The 2844-nt window shown below is 67.2% G+C and carries 4 protein-coding genes and 1 pseudogene; 2 read left to right on the top strand and 3 right to left on the bottom strand.

Features of this window, described 5'->3' with window-relative positions; all coding sequences use genetic code 11:
• Positions 1-117: 117 nt before the first annotated feature.
• Genes D6689_22690 through D6689_22680 form a run of 3 tightly spaced genes read right to left on the bottom strand, consistent with a single transcriptional unit; the run spans position 118 to position 1882 of the window.
• Positions 118-306 carry a hypothetical protein gene (locus tag D6689_22690; GenBank protein RMH36327.1) on the bottom strand — a complete coding sequence of 63 codons (189 nt, stop codon included), beginning with the start codon at positions 304-306 and terminating at the stop codon, positions 118-120.
• A 10-nt stretch (positions 307-316) separates the two neighbouring features.
• Complete coding sequence (locus D6689_22685; GenBank protein ID RMH36326.1) at positions 317-955, bottom strand: hypothetical protein; 639 nt, start codon at positions 953-955, stop codon at positions 317-319.
• Positions 956-970: 15 nt separating this feature from the next.
• Positions 971-1882, bottom strand: coding sequence for a hypothetical protein (locus D6689_22680; GenBank protein RMH36325.1), 912 nt, complete (start codon positions 1880-1882; stop codon positions 971-973).
• A 224-nt stretch (positions 1883-2106) separates the two neighbouring features.
• Between D6689_22680 and D6689_22675 the strand changes: the two genes are divergently transcribed.
• Together D6689_22675 and D6689_22670 are read left to right on the top strand one after the other, a co-directional pair.
• A complete protein-coding gene (locus tag D6689_22675; protein ID RMH36324.1) occupies positions 2107-2463 on the top strand; it encodes a hypothetical protein in 357 nt (118 codons plus the stop codon).
• Between the two features lie 115 nt (positions 2464-2578).
• Positions 2579-2719 (top strand): annotated as a pseudogene (locus D6689_22670) (PE family protein).
• Positions 2720-2844 lie beyond the last annotated feature (125 nt).

Here is a 2844-nt window from a genome sequence, read left to right as displayed (position 1 = left end):
CGATGCGACGGACAACTGCGGTGGGTGGCAAGGTGACGTGGGTCTGGCCGTTGAACCAGGGCCGTCGCAGGCGGTAGCTGACGTTGCCGGCGGGTGTGATGGAATTCCCGGGGCGGTTCAGGTCGCACGTCTGGGTGTACCCTTCAGTGGGCCCACGGTCGTCGTTTGCCGCTCGCCGCCGCAGTCGATGTCAATCGTAATCGGGTCGAGGTCGATCTCGGCGCCGCCGCTCCAGCCGCCGCTGTCGACGGTGGTGGCGTCAAATCCATCGGTCCACTCGTCCACGCAGCCCTCAAAGATCGGCACGTCGCGATCATCACCGCACAGATTCGCCGCGCGACACAAGGTTCATGCTGTGCAATGCTCTGAGGCTGAATTCGCGCTCGAACGCGAACATTTGCGCATCGGTAAGCACCTCCGCCAAGCGCCTGTGCGCTTCTTCGTCGGCGTCGGTACCCATGGCCAGTCGCAGTTCGACGGCCTGGTCGTAATCGCCACGCGCCTTGGCCTCGCGCGCGTACTTCGACGCCGCGCGCAGCGTCGCCTTCGCGTTGTCCTGTGCGTCGGCGATGATGTCGAGCACCTGAGCGAACTGCTCGTCGCTCACGTCCTGCCCCCGTTTCCAGGCCAGGAGCTTGTCGCGGTACAGCGCTCGAACCTCGTCGTACCGGTCGTTGATCTGGTCGGGAGGAATCGGCGGGACCAGCTTCGCAGCGGGCGGATCCGGGAGCCGCGGCGACGCGCCGGCACGCTGTGAATCGAAGTGGTTTGCGTCGCGCGCCGCCGCGCCGGCGCGCGCTCGCCCGCGAGCTTCGGAGATCCGCTGTCGCGAGGACGCCTTCGGTTCCCCCGCGCGCCCGGCGCGGGGGACTCCGCCACGGTCAGCACGCCACCACAGCGTCGCCACGACCGCGATCGCCCCGACAGCGGCGGCGATCAGACAGATTCGGCTCATGCGGGCAGTCATGGATCACAGCAACGTCGACAACCGCCTGCGCACGATTACGCCCAGGTGGCCCGCCTCGACCGCGCTGGTGAGCGGAACGAACCCGCCCGCCGTCGCGGCGCCGTCCACCATTTCGCGCGGGGTCGTGGTCGTGGATCGACAGATGAACCCGTCCTGGCCCAGCGCGTTGGCCTTGCGTTCCACGTTCGCGGCACACTGCGCGAACGCTGCCTGCGCGTTGGCGAAGTCTGCGCCGTTCATGCGGTCGCACATCTGGGTGTACCCTTCGGTGGGCCCCACGGTCGTCGTTTGCCGCTCGCCGCCATACTCAATGTCGATGGTAATCGGGTCGAGGTCGATCTCGGCGCCGCCGCTCCAGCCGCCGCTGTCGACGGTGGTCGCGTCAAATCCATCGGTCCACTCGTCGACGCAGTCCTCGAAGACGGGGTTCGGGACCCTGACGCGAACGCGCTGACGGATCGCGGTGCCGCGCGGACACGTCACCCCATGATCGTTGCCGCGCCCGGGACCGCGCGACTCCTCGATCCACTCGGTGTCGCACACCGTGATCCACTCCTCTGGCTCCTTGGGGATGGTCGCTGGCACAGTGTGGGTGCCAGAGCGGCCGCGCCACAAACCCGCGCCGCACAAGCCTCGCGCCCACCGCTCGCCCGACGCCCGGCAGTCCGACAGCCGACTCGCAGCCCGCGTCTCGGCGACCTTTTGCTGCTTCTTGCACTTGTCGCACTCGCTTTTGATGTAGTCGCTCCCGCTGATGCCGTACCCGATTCCTCCATCGTACCCGTCATCGTCGATGGGGGGATCCGGCACCGGACCCGTGATCCACTCGCAGTGCGCAATGTACTCGTCACCAATCCAGCGCACAAACTCGCCCGTTTCGCGAATGTACTCGTAGTCGCGCCAGACCTCACACACGAGGGTTTGACGCGGGCGCGCCGACCACGTCGTGCCAACGGCCCCCCGTGTCAATAAAGGATGAGACAGCGGGCTCCGGAAGCGACAAGGTGGTAAAGCTTCCGCCGGGACAGGTTGGCGCCGTCCCCGATTCGCAGATCATGCTTCGATACACCTCGGCATTCCAGGAGAAGCACCGAAAGTTTACCGGCTACATTGAGAAGGCCATCTGCTCCCGGGACGAGGTGAAGGTGATCGCCATCAGCGGCGCCAAGGTTCCGCTCGCAGATATGGAGGACCGCCCATATCCCCGCATCGTTCAGGCACTCCTCGGTGTCGGTCCCGACCTCACGAAGCACAGCGGCGCGCGCGTGCACAACACCTACTTTCTCGATCGCACCTACGAGGACATCAGTGCCGTCCTGTTCTGCCGACATCACATCAAGAACTCCGCCGAAGTGCGCGGCCTCGAACCCGGCCGCGATTGGGTGTGGGTTCACAACCCGCTGGCGAAGGCCCCGATGCCCGTGGGGCTTCTGCGAGTGGGCCAAGCGTACTCGTATTCGCTCAAACACGAGGACTGGCGCAAGCCGCTACCCTGACGATGATCGGCGCGTGGATCTGGACCTCGCTGGTGTGGGGTTGGCGGATCCGGCGGTGGGAGAGCAAGAAGGTCGAGGACGCGAAGCTGTGCCCAGGGGATGCGGCGGCGCAGCGGCGGCGGGTCCGCGTCGTCGGCGGCGGGGGCGGCGACGGCGGCGATCGGTGACGCGGCGGCGGCGAGCGCGGACGGGGCGAGGGCGACGAACGCGGCGCGGTCGGCGGCGCGCGACGCGCACAGGCCGTGGAAGCGCAGGAGGTTGTGGTCCGGCGGGGGAATCAATCAGGCGATGCGACGGACAACTGCGGTGGGTGGCAAGGTGACGTGGGTCTGGCCGTTGAACCAGGGCCGTCGCAGGCGGTAGCTGACGTTGCCGGCGGGT

The sequence above is a fragment of the Deltaproteobacteria bacterium genome (genome assembly GCA_003696105.1).
GTDB lineage: Bacteria > Myxococcota_A > Polyangia > Haliangiales > J016 > J016.
This window is presented reverse-complemented; position numbering and strand designations above follow the sequence as displayed.